Source organism: Bacillus tequilensis (genome assembly GCF_012225885.1).
GTDB lineage: Bacteria > Bacillota > Bacilli > Bacillales > Bacillaceae > Bacillus > Bacillus tequilensis.
The window spans coordinates 3,231,274-3,249,634 of the sequence record NZ_CP048852.1; the positions used below are offsets into that span (position 1 = coordinate 3,231,274).

Sequence of the window (18,361 nt, forward strand, 5' to 3'; positions counted from 1 at the left end):
TAATGATAATGATTATCAATTGTTGTTCCAGTATATCACTTTTTTCTGCTGATGTAATAGATCGTTTTGAACAAAAATGAGAATATCATCGCAAAAATATCATGCCAACTAACACTCTCGATGGTATAATTATATTGATAATGATTCTCTTTATCATCATTTTTCAGAAAGAAGGTATGAGATATGACCCCTATATACAAGAAAATCGGAGCCGCGTTTTTTGCCCTGCTATTGATTGCAGCGCTGGCAGCCTGCGGGAATAACTCAGAAAGCAAAGGCTCTTCCTCTAGCTCAAAAGGCGAAGGAACCTTTACATACAAGGCTGAAAACGGGAATGTAAAAATCCCTAAGCATCCTAAACGGGTGGTTGTCATGGCGGACGGCTACTACGGCTACTTCAAAACACTGGGCATCAACGTCGTCGGTGCGCCTGAGAATGTATTTAAAAATCCTTACTATAAAGGAAAAACAGACGGTGTCACAAACATCGGAGACGGCACTTCCGTTGAAAAAGTCATTGATTTGAACCCTGATTTGATTATCGTCTGGACAACCCAAGGCGCTGATATTAAAAAGCTTGAAAAGATCGCGCCGACCGTCGCGGTAAAATACGATAAGCTCAACAACATCGAACAGCTGAAAGAATTCGCAAAAATGACGGGAACCGAAGATAAAGCCGAAAAATGGCTGGCTGAGTGGGATAAAAAAGTTGCGGCAGCTAAAACAAACATCAAAAAAGCCGTCGGTGACAAAACCATTTCCATCATGCAATCGAACGGAAAAGACATTTACGTATTCGGTAAAGATTTCGGAAGAGGCGGAAGCATTATTTACAAAGATCTCGGCCTGCAGGCCACAAAGCTCACAAAAGAAAAAGCCATTGACCAGGGCCCTGGATATACAAGTATTTCATTAGAAAAGCTCCCTGACTTCGCCGGGGATTATATTTTCGCAGGCCCATGGCAATCAGGCGGTGATGATGGCGGCGTATTTGACAGCTCTATTTGGAAGAACCTTAGCGCCGTTAAAAATGGCCATGTCTATAAGATTGACCCGATTGGCTTCTATTTCACAGACCCGATTTCATTAGAAGGCCAACTGAAGTTTATTACGGAAAGCTTAACAAAATAAACCGAAAAGCCGCATAGACTATTCATATGGAGCTGTCTCATCAGCAGATCGATACATGCGCTTTCGGTATTCATCTTAGCGCTCATTCTGTTTGATTTGCCGGAAAGGCTGAAAAAACATTTTTGCGTATGCGATTATCTATTTCAGCTTTTCTGTCAGCCATTGTTATTTCAATAAAAAAGACACCTGGCAAAGCTCAGGTGTCTTTTTTGTTTTATGCTTGTTTTTCTTTCTGGAACTTTTTAATCACAAATGGATAAACGATCAAGCCGACAAAGAATAAACCGATGCCGAGAATAAATGTTGTTAAATCCGCTGTGCCTGTTACGATAACAAACAAGGAGTATACACATGCTAAAATCGCAATCAATCCGTCTTTTAGACGGGAGCCTTTCAGCTGGTCATACGTTTCGCCCTTGATCACAAGCTTCAAGCTGTAGATCGCTGATACCAAATACGGAATGAGATACGCAAGCGTTGCCGCTGTCGTTAAAAATGTAAATGCGTCACTTATTGTCCGGGAAATAACCGAGAAAATGAAGACCTGTGACATCACATTTGTAATCACTAATGCGTTAACCGGGCTTCCTTTTTTATTCGTTTTCGCAAAGAATGCCGGGAAATCTCCTGCTTTAGCAGCTTGGTATGGAACCTCAGAGCCAAGCAAAATCCAGCCGAGCATCGTTCCGAATAAGCAAAGGATAGCCAAAAGCGCCATAATTACGCTTCCCGCGTTTCCAACAATCGCATACAGTACATCAACGAACGGTTTTTCAGAGCCGACAAGCTTATCATGCGGCAGAACACCCATCGTAATTAAAGTGACAATAATATAAATGCTTAAGGCAATCAGCAGCCCGGTAATTGTCGCACGTTTCACATCACGCTGAGAACGCGCACGGCCGGATAGGATTACCGCCGATTCAATTCCGACAAACGCCCACAGTGTAGAAATCGCGGCGTTATGCACCTGGCCGCCAATTCCAATGCTTGTGCCGTTTTCTCCTTGAATCGGGAAATAAAAATGACCGAATAATGCCGTTTGAAACACAAACAACCCAGCAACGATAAAGAAGACAAAGCCTAGTACTTTAGAAAGCGTTGTGACAAAGTTCAATTTACTTGCACCGTTAATGCTTGCAACAAGAATCGTGTGCGTTCCCCATAACAAGATCGTACATACTGCAAACGTCAGCAATTGGCCGAGTGTCACCTCTTGCCCGCCGATCGAAAACATTTCACGTTTATCAACCAAAATCGGGAAGAACGAAGTCAAGTAACCGGCGAGACTCGTAATGATCGCCACGTTACTGATCCAGCTCGCCACCCAGTAGCCCCACACCATTGTGAAACCGGCGGCGTTCCCTTTCTTCGGATCAGCGAACAGCGCTCTTGCATAACTTTGCGGCCCCGCTGTCAGCTCAGGCTTGCGAATGGACAAATGCCCGAAAACAAGTGCAATCATCAGCACGCCGGCACCTGTCAAAAGCCAGGCGGATATAGCGCCGAACGGACTCGCGATTGAAGCAAGCGAGCTCGGCAAGGAGAAAATTCCTGATCCAACCATATTTCCAACGACAAACGCCGTTAATAACCAAAAACCCCATTTTTTCGTCTGTTCCATTTCAGTACCTCCATGATTCTTTGTACGGACCAGACCCCGAGATCATATAAACGCAAAAAAAGCCTGAACAAAAGTCCATGCTTAAAGAAACACACACCCTTGATCTCCGGATAGCCCTCCGCGAAAAAGCACGCGGCAGTCCTGCACTTATTCAGATACAGTCCCAGCATAGAGAAGGATCGGCTTTCTCCACACTTCGGCGCTGATGCCTTTTACACATGTTTAACAGCTCCTGTCAGCCTGGCATGTGTGACTCATCATCCGCGCAACCTCTACCTCACTGAGAAAGAGTGAGGATTTAAATATTCAGTTACTCCCAGAAGGTTATCAAAGAAAGAATGATCTGTCAAAGGGAACAGATGGAAAATACGGATAGAGCAAGGCCCTATCCGCATGTGGTTATCAATTATTTTTCTTTTTTTGCACAGCTTCTTGAAGCGGATCATCTTTTAGGGCTGAACCAGCATCTTCAAGAGCTCCTTGGATTACGTTTTTTTCTTTATCAGAACGTTTTCCTTTTTCTTTATTAAAGAAACCCATTCGAATCACCTCTTTTAGAAAATAGGTACATGTTTAAGATGCCTTTTTCCTTTAAAAATTATGCACGACATTTTTATCATCAAAAGTCCTGTTGATCAAACATACATTCTCTTGATATATTTGTAATTCAGAGATTTTTGCAAAAGATAAAAGGAGAAGCGTGAAATGACTGGAAAAACACACATCATGGGAGGCATCGCTTCTTGTACGGCAGCGGCTTATTATTATGGATTTGATCCAGTGCTTATGGCTGCGTCAGGCGCGGTTGGGGCTTTGATACCCGATATCTGCCATACGCAAAGCAAAATAGGGAGAAGATTTCCTATTTTATCGAAAGTGGTCAGCTCTGTTTTTGGCCACCGAACTTTTACACACAGCCTGCTGTTTCTGCTCATTATGTTTTTGATCACAACAACATATATTCCAAATCAAAACATATCCACCGGGCTGATGATCGGAATGGCGAGCCATTTGATTCTCGACGCTTGGACGGTGAACGGCATTAAATTATTGTTCCCTTCAACGATCCGCGTACGGCTCCCCTTATATATGAAGACAGGCAGTTTTTCTGAGCAGCTGGTGCTGGCCGGCCTGACAATCGCTTCATGTTATTATTTTTATATGCTGTTCCATGCACGCATGTTTTAAACATGAATGCGAATACTTGTCTGAACGGGCTGTTTTTAGTAGGTTTACATAAGAAGCATTTCATGCAGATGATCAAGAAACGTGAGGGGTCATATTGATGAAAGGAACCTTTTTTCACAATCAGCGGTTTTTATGTTTTTCGATCGTATTGATGTGGATCAAAACATATGCGATCTATAAACTCGGTTTTGATTTGCAGACCGATTCTCTGTTAGAAGAAGTGATGCTGCTGATCAATCCGCTCAGCTTTATCCTTCCTTTATTCGGGATCGGCCTGCTTTTGAAAGAAAACAAGCAGCAGGTCTTTTTGCTGATTGCCAATTTGGTTCTGACGGTCATCTTGATCTCCAACACGATTTTTTACGGCTTTTATATCGATTTTATCACCATCCCGGTTTTGTTTCAGGCCAGTAATATGAGCGATATGGGCAGCAGTGTAAAAGAGCTGTTCAATCCTCTGTTTATCGCCCTGTTTGCGGATTTGTTTTTTCTTTTATGGCTTGCCCGAAAAGAGAGACACCCGCGGACAAAAGCCGCCCCCCGCACGATCAAACGGTATTATGCAGTTTCCTGCGGCATGATTTTATGCACTTTGGCACTTGCTGAAGTACAGCAGCCGAAGCTTTTGGCACATTCCTTCGACAGGGAAATGCTCGTCAAAAGCATCGGTCTGTTTCAGTTCCATCTCTACGATACGATTTCTCAGACTGTTAATATGAGCGCGAAAGCATTCGCAGATGAAGACAGCATGACTGCGGTTAAAAACTACACAGAGGCCGATTACAGCAAGCCTGACCAAAGCAAATTCGGGCTGGCAAAGGGGCGCAATGTCATCTTTGTGACGCTTGAATCGACCCAAAGCTTTGTCCTGAATGAAAAGGTAAACGGAAAAGAAATTACCCCGTTTATGAACGATCTGATCAAAAAAAGCTATTTCTTTGATTATTTCTATCAGCAAACTGAACAAGGCAAAACATCTGATTCAGAATTCATCGTCGCTAACTCGCTGTATCCTTCCCTTAGCGGAGCCGTCTTTTTCACGAAAAGCGACCATCAATTTCACACGATGTACAAATCGCTCAAGCAACATGATTATTATTCAGCCGTCTTTCACGCCAACCATAAAACATTTTGGAACAGAGATGTGATGTACGATACATTTGGGATTGACCGTTTTTTTGATGTTGATGATTTCCATGTCACTCCCGGCACATCGACAAACTGGGGCTTAAAGGATAAGGAATTTTTAGAGCAGGCCGCCGGAAAGCTGAAAAGCCTGCCGCAGCCGTTCTACAGCAGTTTCATCACGTTAACGAATCATTTTCCGTTTGAGATTGATGAAAAGGATCAGCTCATAGATGAATTTGATTCAAGCAGCAACCTGTTAAACCGCTATGTGACCACGGTGCGCTACGAAGATGAGGCATTGAAGCATTTCATCAAAAAACTGAAGGACGAAGGCTTATACGACAATTCGATGATTGTATTTATGGGAGATCATTACGGGATTTCAGAAGCCCATAACGAGGCGATGGCCGAGTTTTTAGGAAAAAAAGAAATCACGCCGTATGACAACATTCAGCTCCAGCGCGTGCCGTTGATTATACATATCCCGGGAATAACAGATCAAAAGCCGGAAATCATCTCTGATGCCGGAGGACAGGTCGATGTCAGGCCGACACTGATGCATCTGCTCGGCATTGATACAAAAGGCGATGTTCAATTCGGCAATGATTTGCTGTCAAATGACCGCACCCCATTCGCCGTGCTGAGAAACGGCAGCTTTATTACGAACGACTATGTATACACAAAAAACACGTGCTACAGCCAAAAAACAGGCGAAGTGCTGGAAGATCAGGATGCGTGTATTCCTTTTAAGGAGAAAGCAAACGAAGAACTGTCTCTCTCTGATAAAATTTTAAACGGTGACCTGTTTAGGTTTTCTGAATAAAAGAATCCCTCTTTCCAGAGGGATTTTTTACGTTTCCAGCAGCACTTTGCCTGTCAGCCTTGTTTGATAGCCATTTAAATGAGACAGATTCGCTTTATATTCCTCGGAGTTCAAGATCTCCTTCACAGCCTTCAGCAGCTGTTCATGTTTTTTCAAAACGACGATATCATATTGTTCATCAATGAGCGGGATAAAATCTACACTGCCCATATGTGCAGCGTGCTGCGCTCCAATACCCGCGTCAGCCTGTCCGCTTGAGACTTGTGAGGCGACAGCGTAATGATCGGTCACAATGTCGCTGTATCCCATTACATCAGCCGAATTCACACCAAGCAAGCCAAGCTGTTCATCAAGGAGCACTCTTGCGCCAGAACCTTTTTCTCTGTTGATGATTCGGATATCAGTTCTTTTTAAGTCTTCCCAGCCTTGAATGTTTTTCGGATTCCCTTTTTGCACATACAGTCCTGCTTTGCGAAGAACGGCGTTGATGAGACAAAATGGTTCGCCTGACAAAATCCGTTTTACATAAGGTGCATTATATTGGCCCGTTTCCGCATCGTACAAATGCAGGCTGACAATGTCGCATCTGCCTTGAAACATATCAATCAGGCTGTTTAAGCTTCCTTTATATTTGCGGAGCGGCGTCTCCTGAATGGCATTCTCCAAATGCTTGCTGAGCAGATCCATCGAAATGTCCTGTCCGCTGATCATGACATTCGATCTGCCGTCTGTCTCCGCCTCCTGCCGCTTTCTCGGCTCTTCAGCAGCAGCAATAGGCTGAGACATTCTCATATTCGTCTTATATTGCTTTAAATCTTCGTCGTCCACACGCATTTGCCTGCCGACACGGTAAGCAGGCAGCACGCCTTTTTTAATCAGATCATAAACAGTCAGCTTTGATACCTTCAGCAAACCTGCAACTTCTTCTATCGTATAGGAAGAGGTTTCATTCATCATCATCACTCTCCTATTTCATTATACCTTTTCAATGCAAAAGAACCCACATAAACCAAACATAATCAGTTATAATTAGTTATAACTAATTATAAGGGGTGCAATCATGTTTAGAAAGTATTCCATGTTAACAGCAGCCTTAACCGCTTTTCTGCTTGCAGCAGGCTGCTCTGCAAACCAATCCTCAACAGATAGCGAGAAACAAGTAACGTTAACCATCTCAGCTGCCGCCAGCGCCCAAGATGCGCTTGAGGAAATCCAAAAGAATTTTGAAAAAGAACATCAAAACATGACAATCCAAGACAACTATGGCTCATCCGGCGCCTTGCAAAAGCAGATTTCACAAGGAGCAGGAGCAGATCTGTTCTTCTCAGCCGCTGAGGATAAATTTCAAAAGCTGGTGGATGACGGGGATATCGCAAAAAAAGACAGCACTGATTTAGTCGGCAATGAAATTGTGCTGATCGTACCGAAAAACGAAGATTCGCCTGTGACTGGCTTCAGCAATCTGGCTGATTCAGAAAAAATCGCCCTCGGCACGCCGGAATCCGTACCGGCGGGGGCCTATGGGAAAGAATCGCTGACAAAGCTGTCTCTATGGGACAAAGTGAAGGATAAGATCGTTTACGGGAAAGACGTTCGCCAAGTTCTTTCTTATGTTGAAACCGGCAATGTAGACGCAGGCGTTGTTTATAAAACTGATGCACTGATTTCTAAAAAGGTCAACATCATTGACGAGGCAAAAGCAGATACACACAGCCCGATTGTCTATCCGTTAGGGATTGTAAAAGATACAAAACACCGTAAGGAAGCGAAGGAATTTTACGATTACCTGCAATCTGATGAAGCAATGAAAGTATTTGAGAAATATGGCTTTACTGCCAAGTAGCATAAGCGCTTCAGAGTTTTTCACACCTGTTATGCTTTCCTTTCAGGTGGCGGCAGCTGCCGGTATTGCTGTCATTATTCTCGGCACATTGGCTGGAGCATGGATGTCCCGGGCATCATTTTTCGGAAAAACGGTGCTCGAAACATTTTTTATGCTTCCGCTCGTTCTTCCGCCTACAGTTGTCGGTTTTATCTTGATTGTTATATTCGGAAAGCACAGTTTCATCGGACAAGCGATTGAATGGCTCTTTCAGCAGCCTGTCATTTTCACTTGGTGGGCCGCTGTGATCGCCTCGGCTGTTGTGGCTTTTCCGCTTATGTATCAATCAGCCAAAACCGGATTTGCTGACATTGATCCCGATATACAGGGCGCGGCCATGGTAGACGGCGCAAGCAGGTGGAAGGTATTTATCTATATTTCCGTCCCGCTCGCCTATCCTTCATTGCTGACCGGAAGCATCCTCAGCCTCGCGCGGGCGCTCGGAGAATTTGGCGCAACACTGATGTTTGCAGGGAACATCCCCGGTGTTACGCAAACGCTGCCGACGGCTATTTACGTCGCATTGGATTCCGGCAACAATACCCTTGCCTGGGCGTGGGTCGTCTGTATTGTTGTCATATCCTTTGTGATGCTGTTATTTATTCAGAAAAAGACACACTAAAAAAACTCCCCTGTACGGGGAGTTTTTAATTAAAACAAGAGTTCGTCCGGATCTGGACCGACACGCTCATCTTTATTTAACGCGTCGATTTTGTCCATGTCTTCCTGAGACAATTCGAAATCAAAAATATCAGCGTTTTCGATAATGCGGTGTTCTTTAATGGATTTTGGAATTGTGATCACTTCGTGCTGAAGATCCCAACGCAAGATGACTTGAGCCACAGATTTATTGTGTTTTTCTGCAATCTGTGCAATCACTTCGTTATCCAAAAGCTGTCCCTGCATAAGCGGAGACCATGCTTCCATTTGGATGCCGTTCGCTTTGCAGTAATCTCTTACTTCTTTTTGTGTGAGACGAGGGTGAAATTCCACTTGGTTCACCATCGGTTTGATTTCGGCATCCTTCAACAGCTCTTCCAAATGATGAACCTGGAAGTTGCTGACACCGATGGCGCGGATTTTGCCGTCTTTATACAGCTTTTCTAGCGCGCGCCACGTATCTTTATATTTATCCTTGCCAGGCCAGTGAATTAAATAGAGATCTAAGTAATCAAGCTGAAGTCTTTCCAGGCTTTTTTCAAAGGCAGCAAGCGTTGTTTCATAGCCTTGATCTTCATTCCATACTTTTGATGTAATGAACAGCTCTTCTCTTGCCACACCGGATTCTTTAATCCCGATGCCAACGCCTTCTTCATTTTGGTAGACAGCCGCTGTATCGATGCTGCGATAGCCGTTTTTAATCGCCGCTTTCACTGATTCAGTCGCTTCACTTCCGTTTTCTACTTTAAAAACACCAAGGCCGAACCAAGGCATTTCCACTCCGTTATGTAGCTTTACAGTATCTTTTAAACTTTTTGGCACTTGAACATCCACCCTTTCATTGAAATGTAAGCATTTTATATTATCTCACACTCCTTCAAGCCGATACCAATAATACGCTTAAAGCCCTCTTGTGCTGCTTTTTTCACAGCACATGCAAACCGACGTACTATTTTTTTCCTATTTTAACAAAATTGAGATTAAGAAGAAAATAAGCAGGGTAATCGATGGGTGTAACCAAAAAAACAAAGGAGGAAACAACTTGAAACGTATTCGTATCCCAATGACACTTGCGCTTGGTGCCGCTTTGACCATTGCCCCTCTATCCTTTGCTTCCGCTGAAGAAAAACCAGCTCCAAAGATCTCGCAGACCACAACAGCCCGAGCATCTGCGACTGAGGTCGGTCTCAATGTAGACCTTGATGTGCTTGGCATCGCCAATCAGATTTCCGACGCCATTAAATCCGCACAGAACCGAGATGGGTTTGTGAAAAACCTCATGGAGTCTTCCTTCTACGCGTCCGGCCAAAAATACAACGTCATGGTGTTTAATTTGAGCCAGGAATATGAGGATCACTTAAACGGTGTGCAATTTTACGGCTCAGCCGTTTATGACGGCATTACGTACGGCATTTGGGTATTTGAAGACGGAACCTTTACAAACAAAGGGGATGGCGGCTGGATCAACTGGGCCTTCAGAGGCTGGTTCGACCGGGATGGCAGCACCGTCGAATTTCATCGTCCTTAATAAGAAAAAAGCTGGCGTTTTGGCGCCAGCTTTTTTCCTGCATCTATTCGCCGCCTTCAAGCATGGCGGCTTCTACATCATTAATGTATTGGCGAAGCTCATGGGAGATGTCCCTGGATATTTCCCGCTCCTCAAAGAGCGTTTGAATTTCGTTTCTGATCGCCTGTACAGCCTTCAGCTTCACTTCCAGCTTCTGATTTTCAAAATGGGCGTTTGATTTCAGCTCATGATAGCTGTGCTCCAGCCTGAAAATTAACTGTCTATAAAACGAAATGGCAGATACAAACACTTCTTTATGTTCTTCCGTCTTATGTTTTTCCAAGTATTCTATCGCTGCTTTCGCCGTTTTCACTCTCGTTGCCCGTATCAATCCAACTTCATTTAAAATCGACATCTCCGGCTTTTTATGTTCGCCGAAGAAGATCCAATACATCAGCCGCTTGAGCCTTGTTTTTGATAATCCGACTTTAAACGGGTTGGCATACAAAAGTTCCAATTCATTAAATCGTTCTTGCAGCGCATTTGCCGTTTCTTCCGGAATATCTCCCCGCTCCAGCATTTTCATCAGTGCCTCTTGCTCAGCCTTAACCCCTTGCGCACGAATCTTTCGCTCATGTTTTTTGATACGATTAGTCGATGTATATTGCTGAAAACGAAGATTTTTCATTTTTTCATTGTATTCAGCTATGACCGCAAGAGAGGCCGTTTTGTTCGTCTCATTCATATCCTCTTTAATCGTTTGGAGAGCTGTTTTGATCAATTTACGTCTCGCCGTCAGCAGCTTCTTATTTCGTTCCTCGTCCTCTTCTTCTTTTTCAGTCAGAATCGGCAGGACAACGGCGGCAATGACAAGGGTGCATAAAATGACGCCGGCTGCTAAAAAGAGAATCAGATTTCTTTCCGGAAACGGTGTGCCGTCTTCCAGAAAATACGGAATAGAGAAAGAACCCGCAAGCGTTACTGCTCCACGCACACCGGAAATCGAAATTAACAGCGTCGAACGAAGCCCCGGTTTATAGATGTTTTGATCCTTATTAAAGAACCACTTGCCGTTCCAGAAGAACAGCACCCACAGAAATCTGAGGAGCATTAACGTAAATGTAATGACTAGGATATAACCGATCACCTTCATGTTGCTGATGGCGGTGTCGTTAAAAATGACAGAAATGACGTCCGGAATCTGGGTCCCGAGGATTACGAAAACCAGACCATTCAAAATAAATAAAATAATGTTCCACGTACTTGATGAGACGATTTGCAGTTTGACCATCGTTGATTCCAGACGATCCTGTTCAACCGCATGGGTGATCCCTCCAGCCACAACGGCTAAAATGCCCGAAACGCCAATTTCTTCCGCTCCCAAATAAATCACGAACGGTGTCAGAATTTGAATCAGCATATGCATCGTGACATCCTGCATACCAAGACGGCGCAGTAAGAGACGAAAACGAATAATCAAGAACGAAATGACAACCCCGCACAGCAAGCCTCCGAGAGAAATAAAGACAAAGCTGACGGCCGCATGCGCTAATGAAAATGCACCGGTCACAGCTGCCGCAATCGCAAATTTAAAGGCCACCAGACCTGATGCGTCATTCATCAGCCCCTCCCCTTCAAGCAGGCGAAGAATTCCTTTTGGCATTTTCACTCTTCCTGATAATGCGCTGACAGCGACGACATCAGTCGGTGAAAGAATGGCCGCAAGTCCAAATGCCGCTGCCAGCGGAATACCAGGAATCATCCAGTGAATCGTGTAGCCTCCAACAATCACAGTCGCAAATACAAGACCGAGTGCAAGCAATAAAATCGGGGCTCTTAAATTCCAAAGCTCCGCCCGCGGTGTCCTCTTTCCATCATTAAATAGAAGAGGCGCGATAAACAGAACAAAAAACAATTCGGTGTTTAATTCAAAATGAAGCCCCTGTGGAAACGAGGCTGCTACTATTCCAAGCGCCACTTGAATCAGAGGCACCGGAATAAATGGAATAAAACGGTTCACGATATTGGATATCGCAATAATCGTTAATAAAACAAGAACAACTAAAAATATGTCCAAATGCATGACCTCCTTCGTTGTTGTGTTTGTAGTGCCCATGGATCTGCTTGTGTAAAAGAAGCGGAGGCTGGGATGGCCTTTCATGCCGAATGTGATTCGCTATACTTATCTTCTTTTATAGTACCCTTTTTAGGGTATTATTTCTCATGATATGCTCATAGTGAACTTTTTTGCCGCAGAGCAAATTACAGAAAAAAGAGACAGGGAGCTATTCCCTGCCTCTCGACTTACTGTATCAATTATGAAAATTCGTGCCATCAGTCGTTGCTTTCATGATACCGGCTCGGATGACAAAGTCACCGAAGTGCTCGCCTTCCTCGCGTTCTTTCGCATAGCGGGAAAGAAGGACGCGCAGCTCGCTTAAAATCTCTGCTTCACCGATGTTTTCACGGTACATTTTGCTTAAACGGCTTCCATCAAATGCCGCGCCTAGATACATGTTATATTTGCCCGGCGCCTTTCCGATAAATCCGATCTCACCGAGCGCATGGCGTGCACACCCGTTCGGGCACCCTGTCATGCGAATGGTGATTTCCTGTTCACGAAGGCCGTTTTCGTCAATAATCTCTTCAATCTTATCCAAAAGGGTCGGCAAATAACGTTCCGCTTCAGCCATTGCCAATCCGCAGGTCGGAAGAGCGACGCACGCCATAGAGCTGCGGCGGAGCGCTGAATGATGCTTTCCGTCAGTTAGTCCGTATTGCTCGATTAACGCGCTGATTTCAGCTTTTTTCTCACTTGAGACGTTCGCGATAATCAAGTTCTGATTGGCTGTCAGACGGAACTCACCTGTATGAACTTTGGCGATTTCCCGCAAACCTGTCATCAGCTTATAATCATCGTAATCCGTTATACGGCCGCCTTCGACAAACAGCGTGAAATGCCATTTATCCTCAATGCCTTCCACCCAGCCGTAGCGGTCGCCGTTATGATCGAAATGATACGGCTTCGCTTCTTCCAGGCTCCAGCCGAGACGGTTTTCCAATTCTTCTTTTACGGTATCTAAACCGAGGCGGTCAACCGTGTATTTAAACCGCGCATTTTTGCGGACAGAACGGTTTCCGTAATCGCGCTGAATCGTAATCGTTTTTTCAGCAACGTCATACATTTGCTCAGGCCGGCAGAATCCGATGACCTTGGCTAATTGCGGGTAAGTCGCTGTGTCGCCATGCGTCATTCCCATACCGCCGCCGATGGCCACGTTAAAACCGATCAGCTTGCCATTTTCGACAATCGCAATGAATCCGAGATCTTGTGAAAAGACGTCAATATCATTAGACGGCGGAACGGCAATACCGATTTTAAATTTCCGAGGCAGATAGAGCGGCCCGTACATTGGCTCGACTTCTTCCTCCGGCGTGCCGGCCACTCTTTCCTCATCAAGCCAAATTTCGTGATATGCTCTCGTACGCGGCAGCAGATCATCACTTAATTTTTTAGACCACTCGTATACCTCTGAATGAATTTCAGACTGATAAGGATTTGATGCGCACATGACGTTACGGTTTACGTCTCCGCAGGCTGCGATCGTATCCAAAAGAGCTGAGTGGATCGTCTGAATGGTTTTTTTCATGTTCCATTTCAGAATGCCGTGCATTTGGAACGTTTCACGTGTCGTCAATTTTAGTGTGCCGTTCCCGTATTTCTGAGAAAGGTCATCCATGACCAGCCATTGCTCAGGCGTTGAAACCCCTCCTGGCATACGCACGCGCAGCATGAACTGATATGCCGGTTCAAGCTTTTGCTTTTGGCGTTCATTGCGGAGGTCGCGGTCATCCTGCAAATAACTGCCGTGGTGTTTCATCAGACGGTTGTCATCATCCGGAATTCCGGAACTGATCCGATCCTGCATGACTTCTTTCAGTGTGCCTCGCAAATAATCACTTTCTTCTTTAATGCGTTCAACATCACTTGGAGGGCCGTCCGGTGCTTTTAAGATTTTGGTCACCATGTTGAAAAACTCCTTTCAAGTCAAATCAGTATACATCACGCTGATAGCGTTTTTGCTGCTGCATATCGGCAAGATAAGCTTCCGCTTCTTCGCGGCTCATATTGCCTTCCTTCTCTATAATGTCAAGCAATGTGTTGTGGACGTCATGCGCCATATGCTTTTCATCACCGCAAATATATACAGCCGCACCGTCTTGAAGCCATTCGAACAATTCTGCGCTCTGTTCAAGCATGCGGTGCTGCACATACACTTTTTCTTCCGTATCACGTGAGAACGCTACATCCATTTTTGTCAGCACACCGTCTTTGAGCCACTTCTGCCACTCTGTCTGGTAAAGGAAGTCCGTGACAAAGTGCTGATCGCCAAAGAACATCCATGCTTTTCCTTCCGCTCCAGACTCCTCACGCTCCTGCATAAAGGAACGGAACGGCGCGACGCCTGTCCCTGGGCCGACCATGATAATCGGTGTTTCTGGATCTTTCGGAAGCTTAAAGTTTTGATTGTGCTGAACATAAACCGGAAGTGTATCTCCCGGCTGCAGACGTTCCGCGCATAAAATCGAGCAGACGCCTTTTCGTTCACGGCCGTGCGCATCATAGCGGACTGCGCCGATCGTTACATGCACCTCATCCGGATTTGCGGATAAACTGCTCGCAATCGAATAGAGGCGCGCCGGCATTTTTCGCAAAATCGAGACAAACTCCTGCGCCGATACGCTGAACGGGCCATAATCACGAATAAGGTCAAGGACATCGCGTCCTTCCATATATGCTTTTACATGATCCTCGTTCCCCGGGGCTAAAAGCTCTCTAAGCTCAGCGCTTCCCGTCAGCTGGGCCGCCTGTTCAAGAAGCGGTTTTGTGAGAACGGTAATCTCATAGTAAGAAATCAGCGCTTCTTTCAGCGGACGGACATCGCCTTGCTTATTAAGCGTCACAATTTCTTCAGGGTCCCAATTCATTTCCTTAAGCAGCAGCTCGACAAGCTCCGGATCGTTTTCCGGATAGACGCCGAGGCTGTCACCAGGCTCGTATGTCAGGCCAGATCCTTCAAGAGACAGCTCCACATGGCGTGTTTCTTTATTTGATCCGCGGCCGTTCAAATTCAGATTTTCTAACACTTCAGCCCGAAACGGGTTTGTTCTGGAATAGGAAGACTCACCGGTTTGAGGTGCAGCTGCCGGCGCAGGCGCGGCGTTGCCGCCCCCCGCTTTACTTAAACCCTCTAGTACGCTCTCAAGCCATTCGGCTGCCGGCTCATCGTAGTCAAGATCGCAATCAACGCGCGGAGAAATCCGAGTTCCCCCGAGTTCTTCTAAGCGCTGATCAAATTCTTTTCCTGTCTGGCAGAAAAATTCGTACGAGCTGTCACCAAGCGCCAAAACGGAAAAACGAAGATCTTCAAGCTTAGGCGCCCTTCTTCCATGAAGAAATTCATGAAACGACAGCGCGTTATCAGGAGGATCGCCTTCACCGTGCGTACTGACGACGATCAAAAGATTGTTTATTTTCTTCAGCTGATTCGGTTTAAAATCGCTCATGGATGAGACGGTCACTTGAAAACCGCGCTGTTCAAGCTGCTTGCCGGCATTCTCTGCAAGCCCCTGTGCGTTTCCCGTCTGTGAACCGTAAAGAACGGTCACTTCTTTTGAAACGGACGGTGCCGCTGCTTCTGAAGACACAGCCGATGTCACCCCTACAGTTTCTTGGGCGGAAACTGATTGCGCGGATAAATATCCGCTCAGCCAGATTTTCTGAGATTCGGTCAAGGTTGGCAGAAGGCGGTTAAGGAGCTCTGCCTGCTCCTGATTAAACGGACTGTTCATTACCTGAAGTTGCAACGTATCCACCTCACAAAGTTATAAACTGATCGAAAATTGCATCTAATTGAACTTTACCGGAATACTAGGTTTAAGTAAAATATATTTACATGATGATAACTATTAATAATCCTAATGATAAAACCGCAAAGTTTCACCTAAATAGAAAAAAGAGAAGGAATCCCTTCTCTTCAATCCGCATTTTGATATAAATGAGGCGGCACAGCCGCTGCAAACGGACTTGCCTTACCTGTATAAAACATTGTCAGCGTATGCATCGCACGGGTGCAGGCAGTGTATAACAGCCTGCGGTCGTGCTCTGTTTGATAATGTTCTTCTGCCACATCATAGACAAGTACTGCGTCAAACTCAATACCCTTTGCTAAATACACCGGGATAACACAAACTCCCTTTTGGAATGTTTGATTTTCTTTATGGATCAGCCGAACATCTATATATTCGCTTATGTGAGCATGCGCCTGTATGCACTGCCGCGCCGTCTTGCAAATGACGGCTATCGTTTCATGCCCCTGCTGCTTGAGCCGCTCAATTTCTTTCACAAGCTTTTGACAAAGGTCCTCACGCCCTTCAGTTTGAAAAACGCGAGGGACTTCCCCGTTCCTGTTAAAAGGTTCAATGTCCGCTCCGTCCTGAAGCATCGCTTTTGTTAACTCGACAATCTGTCTTGTCGATCTGTACGTTCTCTTCAAGCGAACATATTCAGCCGGCTCACCTTCAAAAGAAGCATCCATACGCTTTGCGCCATCTATGGCATGGGCATAGATCGACTGATTGATATCACCGAGCACTGTCATGCTGGCAGCCGGAAAAATGCTTCTCATGTACGCCATCTGAAACGGCGAATAGTCCTGAGCTTCGTCGATAAAAAGATGTTTGATCTTCGTATTTTTCTTTCTGCCTTCCATCAAATCCTGCATATAAAGAAACGGCGCCGCATCCTCATAGAGCAATTGATTTTCCGCAAATGCCGATCGGGTCTGCTCTCCTATTTCCGCCGTCTTCTCATGCTGGAATTTCCCTCCCCAGCCAGAAAACAATTGCAGATACAGCTGTTTCATATCAAGAAAAGCAAGAAATTTGACCGCCTGTTTGAGCGGTGTGAAAGCCTTTTTTACAATGATTGACGCAAGCAGCTGCTGCTCTCTTTGATAATCGTTAAAGGTACTCTCACTGAACCGTTTCCTATCCTGAAGCTTTTTGTACACGTCCAGGTAATCCTCTTTGTCGAGCAGCTCAGCTTCTTGGACAACCCAATCCTTGCGCCGTTCCTTTTTCTCAAACTTATTCAGCTCATTCAGCAGCCACCTCGCCGTTTGCTCCATCCGGTTTGGAATGGATTGGCCTTGATCCAGTGAGTAAAAATAGGCTTGGATTTGTTCCTTTGTGATCAGTTTTTGTCCGCGGAAAACGATATTTTTAAAGATCATCCCACTAGAGGACAGTCGCGCGACGTATTCATCAATGAATTGCTGAAAAGATAAGCCCGCCTTCCATGTAATTCCCGCAAGCCTTGTTGGAAAACCGCCATCTTTTGTTTCAGCCAAGCAGTATTCAAGCTGGTCAAAGGGGCTTTCACATTGGAACTTACGGCCAAGCCGAAGCTCAATATATTCCTGAAACGTCGCCTGCTCCATGTTCTCTTCTCCTAACTCTGGCAAAACAGAGGAGACATAACTGTTAAATAAAAAGTTGGGAGAAAATAAAACGATTTGTCCGGCATCAATGACGCCGCGGTGCCTGTATAACAAATAAGCGACACGCTGAAGCGCTGCCGATGTTTTTCCACTGCCAGCCGCTCCCTGCACGATCAGGAATTTGCTTTTTTCATTACGGATAATCTGATTTTGTTCTTTCTGAATCGTAGACACGATGTTTTTCATTTGGGTATTAGAGTGATGGCTTAATGCCTCCTGCAACATTTCATCGCCGATCGTCATATCAGTATTAAACATCGCCTTGAGAGTGCCGTTTTTAATGATAAACTGGCGTTTCAGCACCATTTCTCCTTCTATCGTTTCACCGGGCACTTCGTACTCTGCTTTTCCTGGGGAATAATTATAGTACATACTTGATATCGGCGCCCTCCAGTCATAGATCAGAAAGTGTTCCTCCTTCTCATCCATACAAGAGGCTAAACCAATATAAATTCGCTCTGCCTGCTTTTCGCCGTTTTCAATAAAATCAATCCGGCCGAAATAAGGCGATGCTTTTAATTGATGAATTCGTTTGAGCTGCTGATCCATACGCCGATGATTCCGTTCCCGATCAGACAGCAGCTCTGCCTGCTGCTTAATGCTCGCCATCGTTTCAACCGCTTCATGAGCATCATCAACATTAACCGTAACATCCTCCCAAAAGCTTTTTCTTAATCCGATAATATCTTGCTTTAACCCGCCCGCAGACGTTTCCAGAAACCGCTCCTTTTTGCCGAGCTCGTGCAGCACCTCATCTATTCTTGACTGCTCTTCCTTCCATTCCTTATCCTGCTGATTCATGAACGGCACCTCCAGAAAATAGTTGACAAACACAGACGAAATACTGTAAAATATA

General features: G+C 45.2%; 14 protein-coding genes and 1 riboswitch. Of the genes, 6 read left to right on the forward strand and 8 right to left on the reverse strand.

The genetic code is table 11. The features are described from left to right. The first annotated feature begins 183 nt into the window (after positions 1 to 183). Positions 184 to 1,131 carry an iron-hydroxamate ABC transporter substrate-binding protein gene (locus tag G4P54_RS17140; protein WP_167873328.1) on the forward strand — a complete coding sequence of 316 codons (948 nt, stop codon included), beginning with the start codon at positions 184 to 186 and terminating at the stop codon, positions 1,129 to 1,131. Positions 1,132 to 1,345: 214 nt separating this feature from the next. On the opposite strand, the gene G4P54_RS17145 is transcribed toward G4P54_RS17140, so the two are convergent. Together G4P54_RS17145 and sspJ are read right to left on the reverse strand one after the other, a co-directional pair. Then, on the reverse strand, positions 1,346 to 2,755 hold the full coding sequence (locus G4P54_RS17145; protein WP_024713548.1) for an amino acid permease: 1,410 nt from the start codon (positions 2,753 to 2,755) through the stop codon (positions 1,346 to 1,348). 103 nt (positions 2,756 to 2,858) lie between these two features. After that, positions 2,859 to 3,038: riboswitch (Lysine riboswitch) on the reverse strand. Between the two features lie 119 nt (positions 3,039 to 3,157). After that, positions 3,158 to 3,295, reverse strand: a complete 138-nt coding sequence (sspJ, locus tag G4P54_RS17150; protein ID WP_167873329.1) for a small acid-soluble spore protein SspJ — start codon at positions 3,293 to 3,295, stop codon at positions 3,158 to 3,160. A gap of 165 nt (positions 3,296 to 3,460) precedes the next feature. Here sspJ and G4P54_RS17155 point away from each other — a divergent pair, with 165 nt between their 5' ends. Both G4P54_RS17155 and G4P54_RS17160 read left to right on the forward strand, forming a co-directional pair. Next, a complete protein-coding gene (locus G4P54_RS17155) occupies positions 3,461 to 3,943 on the forward strand; it encodes a metal-dependent hydrolase (protein WP_024713546.1) in 483 nt (160 codons plus the stop codon). Between the two features lie 97 nt (positions 3,944 to 4,040). Beyond that, on the forward strand, positions 4,041 to 5,894 hold the full coding sequence (locus tag G4P54_RS17160) for an LTA synthase family protein (protein ID WP_167873330.1): 1,854 nt from the start codon (positions 4,041 to 4,043) through the stop codon (positions 5,892 to 5,894). A gap of 27 nt (positions 5,895 to 5,921) precedes the next feature. Here the strand turns inward: G4P54_RS17160 and G4P54_RS17165 are convergent, their stop codons facing one another. Then, positions 5,922 to 6,848, reverse strand: coding sequence for a substrate-binding domain-containing protein (locus tag G4P54_RS17165; protein ID WP_167873905.1), 927 nt, complete (start codon positions 6,846 to 6,848; stop codon positions 5,922 to 5,924). A gap of 106 nt (positions 6,849 to 6,954) precedes the next feature. Here G4P54_RS17165 and modA point away from each other — a divergent pair, with 106 nt between their 5' ends. Together modA and modB are read left to right on the forward strand one after the other, a co-directional pair. Next, the gene (gene modA, locus G4P54_RS17170; RefSeq protein ID WP_167873331.1) at positions 6,955 to 7,737 is read left to right on the forward strand and encodes a molybdate ABC transporter substrate-binding protein; all 783 of its coding nucleotides are present in this window, start codon (positions 6,955 to 6,957) and stop codon (positions 7,735 to 7,737) included. Further along, positions 7,709 to 8,398, forward strand: coding sequence for a molybdate ABC transporter permease subunit (modB, locus tag G4P54_RS17175; protein ID WP_167873332.1), 690 nt, complete (start codon positions 7,709 to 7,711; stop codon positions 8,396 to 8,398). Before modA ends, modB begins: the two co-directional genes overlap by 29 nt. Positions 8,399 to 8,427: 29 nt before the next feature. On the opposite strand, the gene pgoN is transcribed toward modB, so the two are convergent. Then, on the reverse strand, positions 8,428 to 9,258 hold the full coding sequence (gene pgoN / locus G4P54_RS17180) for a glyoxal/methylglyoxal reductase (protein WP_167873333.1): 831 nt from the start codon (positions 9,256 to 9,258) through the stop codon (positions 8,428 to 8,430). A 220-nt stretch (positions 9,259 to 9,478) separates the two neighbouring features. Here pgoN and yvgO point away from each other — a divergent pair, with 220 nt between their 5' ends. Further along, positions 9,479 to 9,964 carry a stress response protein YvgO gene (gene yvgO / locus G4P54_RS17185; RefSeq protein WP_167873334.1) on the forward strand — a complete coding sequence of 162 codons (486 nt, stop codon included), beginning with the start codon at positions 9,479 to 9,481 and terminating at the stop codon, positions 9,962 to 9,964. A 43-nt stretch (positions 9,965 to 10,007) separates the two neighbouring features. On the opposite strand, the gene G4P54_RS17190 is transcribed toward yvgO, so the two are convergent. The 4 genes from G4P54_RS17190 to helD form a co-directional block, all read right to left on the reverse strand. Then, positions 10,008 to 12,020 (reverse strand): Na+/H+ antiporter, encoded by a 2,013-nt coding sequence (locus G4P54_RS17190; RefSeq protein WP_024713539.1) that lies wholly within the window; start codon positions 12,018 to 12,020, stop codon positions 10,008 to 10,010. 235 nt (positions 12,021 to 12,255) lie between these two features. Further along, entirely contained in the window at positions 12,256 to 13,971 is a 1,716-nt protein-coding gene (gene cysI, locus G4P54_RS17195) for an assimilatory sulfite reductase (NADPH) hemoprotein subunit (protein WP_024713538.1), read from the reverse strand. Positions 13,972 to 13,996: 25 nt separating this feature from the next. Beyond that, the gene (locus G4P54_RS17200) at positions 13,997 to 15,811 is read right to left on the reverse strand and encodes an assimilatory sulfite reductase (NADPH) flavoprotein subunit (RefSeq protein ID WP_167873335.1); all 1,815 of its coding nucleotides are present in this window, start codon (positions 15,809 to 15,811) and stop codon (positions 13,997 to 13,999) included. A gap of 170 nt (positions 15,812 to 15,981) precedes the next feature. After that, on the reverse strand, positions 15,982 to 18,306 hold the full coding sequence (gene helD / locus G4P54_RS17205) for an RNA polymerase recycling motor HelD (protein ID WP_167873336.1): 2,325 nt from the start codon (positions 18,304 to 18,306) through the stop codon (positions 15,982 to 15,984). Positions 18,307 to 18,361: the final 55 nt, after the last annotated feature.